The organism is Phocaeicola sp. RTP21198st1_B8_RTP21198_201120 (assembly GCF_040929485.1).
Taxonomy (GTDB): Bacteria; Bacteroidota; Bacteroidia; order Bacteroidales; family Bacteroidaceae; genus Phocaeicola; species Phocaeicola dorei.
Genome location: NZ_JBCOCI010000001.1, coordinates 89,611 through 95,933 on the forward strand (window position 1 = coordinate 89,611; position 6,323 = coordinate 95,933).

The 6,323-nt window shown below is 40.0% G+C and carries 5 protein-coding genes; all 5 read left to right on the forward strand.

The genetic code is table 11. The annotated features are described in order from the left end of the window. Positions 1-26: 26 nt before the first annotated feature. Positions 27-389, forward strand: a complete 363-nt coding sequence (locus AB5935_RS00330) for a BlaI/MecI/CopY family transcriptional regulator (RefSeq protein WP_007831675.1) — start codon at positions 27-29, stop codon at positions 387-389. Between the two features lie 33 nt (positions 390-422). After that, entirely contained in the window at positions 423-2,309 is a 1,887-nt protein-coding gene (locus AB5935_RS00335; protein WP_007839565.1) for a TonB family protein, read from the forward strand. A gap of 10 nt (positions 2,310-2,319) precedes the next feature. Next, positions 2,320-3,663 (forward strand): tetratricopeptide repeat protein, encoded by a 1,344-nt coding sequence (locus AB5935_RS00340; RefSeq protein WP_007839566.1) that lies wholly within the window; start codon positions 2,320-2,322, stop codon positions 3,661-3,663. A 30-nt stretch (positions 3,664-3,693) separates the two neighbouring features. Continuing rightward, positions 3,694-4,884, forward strand: a complete 1,191-nt coding sequence (locus tag AB5935_RS00345; protein WP_038610691.1) for a peroxiredoxin family protein — start codon at positions 3,694-3,696, stop codon at positions 4,882-4,884. Positions 4,885-4,903: 19 nt separating this feature from the next. After that, a partial coding sequence (locus AB5935_RS00350; protein WP_368327301.1) for a TlpA family protein disulfide reductase occupies positions 4,904-6,323 on the forward strand: 1,420 nt, incomplete at its 3' end.

The following is a 6,323-nucleotide window of genomic DNA, read 5'->3' on the forward strand; positions in this document are numbered from 1 at the left end:
TCTTTGTGATAATCAAAAGAAAGATTATGAAAATGTTGACAGCAAAGGAAGAAGAGATTATGGGTTATTTTTGGGAAAAAGGCCCGTTGTTTGTAAAACAGTTACTTGATTTTTATGATGAACCGCGTCCACATTTCAATACTCTGTCTACCATTGTGAGAGGATTGGAGGAAAAGGGGTTTCTCAGTCATGAGGTATTTGGAAATACCTATCAGTATTATGCGGTGGTAAGCTGTGATGATTTTAAGAAGAAGACGTTGAAAGGGGTTATCAGTAAATATTTCAATAACTCTTATTTAGGAGCGGTTTCTTCACTGGTGAAGGAGGAGGAGATTTCTCTGGATGAATTGAAGCAGCTTATCCGGGATGTGGAAAAGGCGCATGAATAATCCGGATAAAGAGAATAATTAAAGATACATACTATGGGAGCATTTTTTGTATATATTGTAAAGTCGGCAGTCTGTCTGGCGGTATTCTATTTATTTTACCGCCTGTTGCTGAGCCGTGAAACATTCCATCGTTTTAACCGTATTGCTTTGTTGGGAATACTGATATTGTCCTGTGCCATTCCCTTTGTGGAAGTGACCATGAAAGAACCGATGGAAGTCAGCCAACAATTGCTGACTTGGGAAGAACTGCTGCTTATGGCTAATCTTAATCGGACTGCTACTATAGAAACTGCTCCCGAATCTGCTATTATGTGGCGTGAAGCGCTGCTGATGGTTTATTTGTTGGGTATTGTATTCTTCTTTTTACGTAATGTATGGTCGCTGACCCGTATGCTGAGGCTGATAAAGGGTAGCACCCTTGTCCGTCAGGAAAATGGTATTACGCTGATAACCCACCAAAAAGAAATCGCTCCGTTCAGTTGGATGAAGTTTGTAGTGATCTCTGAGAAAGACCTGAAGGAAAACGGTGAGGAAATACTGACGCATGAATACGCTCATATACGGAAGAGACATTCCATAGATTTACTTATAGCGGATATCTGCATCTTTTTCCAATGGTTCAATCCTGCTTCCTGGTTATTGAAACAGGAACTACAGAACATACACGAGTTCGAAGCGGACGAAAGCGTGATTGCACAAGGTATTGATGCAAAGAAATATCAGTTGTTATTAATAAAAAAAGCTGTTGGCACAAGGCTCTACTCTATGGCCAACAGCTTCAATCACAGTTCACTTAAAAAACGTATTACTATGATGTTAAAAAAGAAATCCAATCCGTGGGCACGACTCAAGTACCTGTATGTGCTTCCATTGGCAGTCATTGCCGTGGCAGCCTTTGCCCGCCCCGAAATCTCTAGTGAGTTAGATGAGATTTCAGCCGTCAAAGTTAATGATTTAACGGCAATTATGAAAACCGAAGAGGTTAAAAGTCCCGAAAAACATCCTGCAAAGGAAATAAAAGTGCAAGGGCAGGTATTAGAAAAAAGTACAAACACTCCGGTTGTAGGTGCTAATGTGATTATCAAAGGTACCACTTCAGGTACGATCACTGATTTAGATGGAAATTTTGTTATTTCAATGCCTGTTGGGGCTACTTTGAGTGTTTCATATATAAATATGAAAACAAAGGAATTGACTATTACAGAGAAACTTATTGGAAAAATTAAATCTTTAAAAGTGTATTTGGAGGGAGAAATCACAACTAAGACACAGGAAGTGGTTGTAGTAGGTTATGGAGGTGGTGAAGAAGCTTCTGATGAAGTTCCGGTTTTTCAGGTTGTTGAAGAGATGCCTGAGTTTCCGGGTGGTATGGGAGAATGTTTGAAATTCTTGGGAAAGAATATCAAATATCCAGTGGAGGCTCAGAAAGCTGGAGTACAGGGAAAGGTTATTGTACAATTTGTAGTTGAGAAAGATGGTAATATAGCCAATCCCAAAGTTGTCAGGAGCATTGATCCGGATTTGGACGGTGAGGCCATCCGAGTCATTTCCATTATGCCGAAATGGAAACCGGGTATGCAGAAAGGCCAGCCTGTGCGTGTGAAATATACGGTTCCCGTCACTTTCAGACTAGACGGTAAAGATACAAAATCAAATGAAACACGTCATTTGGAGTTGAGGACAGACTCTGTTTTTCAAGAAAATCCATTGCGGATAGGTAAGGAAACTTTTTCGTTGAAAGATTGGAAGGAAAAACCATTGCTTATAGTTGATGGGATAGAAAAGCCTTATAGTCAAATGGAAAAAATGAATGCTTCGGATATTGAATCTATTTCGGTGTTGAAGGATGCGGCAGGTACTGCCATTTATGGAGCCAAGGCCAAGAATGGCGTGATATTGATTACTACAAAGAAACAATAAGAATAAAGATATGAAGAAATTTGTAACACTGCTACTATGTATGCTCCCCATTTCGTTGTTTGCCCAGGTGAATGATGGGATTCGTCAGGCAATGGATAATTATGATTATGAGACAGTAGTTACGCTGATTGAATCCGATTGTCAGGATTCTTTATTGCTTATTACCAAAGCTCAGGCGCTGAAAGCGATGAACCGTTATCCGGAAGCCATAGGGGTATTGAACTCTCTTATCTTGAAAGACAGCACAAACACAAAAGTTTTGATCGACCTTGCCGAGTGTTACAAATTGACGGGTAACTCCCGTCGGGCGGCCAACTGTTATCAGAAGGCAATGAATTTGCAACCGGAAAATAAATTTTTCCGGTTGCAGTTCATACGCTCTTTATTAGCCTCCGAAGATTATGAAGAAGCACGTACGGCTTGTCATGGCTGGTTGGAGCGCGATTCCTTGTCGGCCACCGGATACAAATATCTGGGACAGGCATACGAGGGATTGCAGGATGCCGCCAGTGCCTTTCTTAGTTATAACATAGCCTATCGGCGTGATTCGTTGGATGCCCAGACAGTGGCACGCATTGCCGGTATTTTTAATAACAATCAGCAGTTTAAAGATGCTGTTGATGTGACGGAAGTTTATCGTTTGTCCGATACCACCAATATAGATGTGAACCGCCAGAATGCGAAAGCTTATTGTATGCTGAAAGAGTACGGAACAGCGGTAAAACGCTATGAGTCATTAAAAGAACTGGGTGATCGTAGTTTTCTCACTCTTTACTATTTAGGTGTATCCCATTATGGGGATAACTGGTTTTATGGTGCATACGATAATCTGAAAGAAGCCTATCAAAAAAATCCGATGGATGTGAATGTGCTCTATTATCTGGCAAAAGCTTCGGCACGCACTTCCTGGAAAAAGGAGGGTGTGGAATATATGGAAGAAGCCTTCCGCATAGCGGTTCCTTCTGATAGTATGATGGTACGTCTTTATGACGGGTTGGTAGAATGTTACGATTATGCGGGGGATACAAAGAAAGAGGTGGAAGCCTTGGAGAAGTTATATATTTATACAAAGAAAAACTCCATTCTTTATAAAATAGCCTGTCTCTATGATTGGAAAGAAGATGAGAAGAATGCCATTCGCTATTATAAGAAATACATGGCTACTGTTCCCGAAGATCAGCGTTATGCTTTGGACGAAGACGGGAATCCGGTGGAAGACCGCATAACACTTTACCAGCAGGCATGGAAACGTATCAAAAAAATAAAGGAGGAAGGTTTCTTTAGAGGTGATATTCCGACAAAGTCATTTCCTGTAGAGAAAAAAGATACGTTGGCACTTCGTCATGCAAAATAACGGAAGTCATTTATATAAAAGTAAGAATATATGAAGAAAATTTTGGCTTTGGCACTCTTTGCAGTGGCTCTAGTATCATGCCGGCAAACTATGCAGACCGATGGCTTTAAACTATCCGGTCATTTGGAAGGGCTTCAGGTCGGAGATACTCTTTTTCTTAAAACTTTTTTATTGCCCGATTGGAAAGAAGACGGGACAGATACCATATTGGTGGAAAAGGAGGGAACTTTCTCGGCTTTTATTCCTATGGAACATACTACTTTTTATTTATTGATGCATCAGCCTAAAATGGGTGAACCGTTACGGAGTTGTATTCGCGGAGCTGAGATTATAGCTCGTGTAGGTGATGATATAAAACTGAAAGGGTCTTTGGATTACTTGGGTGCGGTTCGTCATTCGGGTGGTTTTTATGACAATTCGTTGGTGGCTAGGTACGATAGCCTGACTGCGTCTTCCAATACTGAAATGATTGATATCTTCAGTCAGATACTGAAATATCAGGATACAAAGCAAAATGATAGTGTGGCAAAATACGGGCAAATGTATAATGAATATCATCGTCCGCTAATACTGAAGACTGTTCGTGATAGTCTGGCATTGAAAGTGAACGATATGGAATATGCCGCTTTTATGTATGCATCCGCTTTTGTTTTTGATGCTACTTATAAGGATGTGAAAGAGCGTTTGGCACAATTTACTCCAGAGGTTCAAAATTCATATTTTGGACAAATACTTGACAAGCAATTGCTTGTATTGAAGAATATTGAAGTAGGCTTTGCGCCAGCGGAGTTTACAGTGACAGATAAAGATGACCGGAAGGTGTCTTTGTCTGATTATAAAGGCAAATATGTGTTGATTTATCATTGGGGATTATGTCCTGGTACTTTTTGGGTAAATCCTAAAATAATGGATCTCTATCAAAAATATCATGAAAAAGGTTTGGAGGTATTGGGATTTACCCGTGATGATTTATTGAAATCGTTGCAGGGAAGTTCTGAAGAGTTTAAGAAAGATGAACGGGTACAGGGATTGCTAAGCCATCCGTGGACTACAGTTTACACAGAGGAGGAGGGTAACGGCTTTATAGTGAAAGACCTTTATTTTTCAGGAGTTCCCATTCTTATGTTAATCTCTCCGGATGGTATTACTTTGGTCCGTGGATATACAAAGGCATACGAAGAAGTAAAGAATATTTTGGATAGGAACTTGGGAATTAAGTAAGTATGTTAAAAAAAATACAATGAAAAACTTTGGTATTCTATTGCTTGCTATGGTGAGTTGCTGCCTTTTGCAGGCAAAAAACCGGGTGGTTAAACAGCCGCCTTTCATCGCTCGTAGTTCTTCTACTATTGAGATAGACAGAGTGGTGGTTTCGGATACGGCAACCGTATTGGATATAAAAGCCTTTTTCCGTCCTCATAATTGGATTCAGATAAGTAATGAAAGTTATTTGTTGGCTGATAATGGAGAGAAGTATCCGATTCGTTCCGGTAATGGAATCACTTTGGGTGAAAAATTTTGGATGCCCGATAGCGGCGAAGCTTCTTTTAGTCTTATTTTTCCGTTATTGCCCCCCACAGTGAAAGTGATTGATTTCATTGAAAGCGATTGTGAAGATTGTTTCAAGGTATGGGGAATCCATTTGGATGGAAAATTACCGGAATTAGATTTATCGGATGATGTGAAGAAACAGAAATTGAATTACGATGAACCGTTGCCTAAGGCTGAATTGAAAGATGGCAAATCAGTGATAACCGGTCGTTTGTTAGGCTATGAGAAGCACTATGCACTTCCGTTTTCTTGTAGGACTTGTGATTTGTTGACGGCTAAATTTGAGGATACTGAAATTAAGGTGAATGAAGACGGAACATTTCGGACAGAGATTGAACTTTGTACTCCGACTACGGTCAGTTTTTCTGTGGGACGTGATATTTATTTTGATGTATTTTTAGTTCCCGGTGGTGAATTGGATATGGCTGTCAACTTGCGTGAGTTGAGTCGTTCTGAAAGCAAATTGTTGAAAGGGAAGCGTGCTGGTGGAAAGAAAGTCTATTTTTCAGGTACTATGGCGGCTTTGAATGATGAAATGATAACCGATGATGAACATTTGATGGATGTATGGGGAATGGTTCATTGGAATATGAATGATTTATATAATATGACTGCCGGTCAGTATAAAGCTTATTGGTTGAAAAAATATGAAGAAACCAAATCTGCTATCTGTTCCGATAAGAAAAGAAGTCAGGCATACCGGAATCTTTTATTGGCTCAGAATGATTTGCTTTGTACTTTGACATTGACCCGTGTAAGCTCTAATTTAGCCTATGCTTATGTGCAGTGCAGTGGATTACCGGCTCGTGAAGCTTATCAAAAGTTTAAACAACCGGAATTGAGTGATGATTTCTATGACTATATCCGGCAGCTGAATATACTGAACTCGCCTGTCATGCTTTATACCAATGGTTATGCTGATTTGGTGAGAGGAATGGGCTATATGAGGGTGAAGATGGATGATAAGTTGAGTGATATATTTGCGTTTATTCTCTCTTCCGATAAAGTTTCTGTTGAAGATGCTGAGATAATACGTGAGTTCAAGGCTGATACAGATGCCGGAAAAACATCTGTCTATCGGGAAAAAATGGGAGAATTGCGAATAAAAT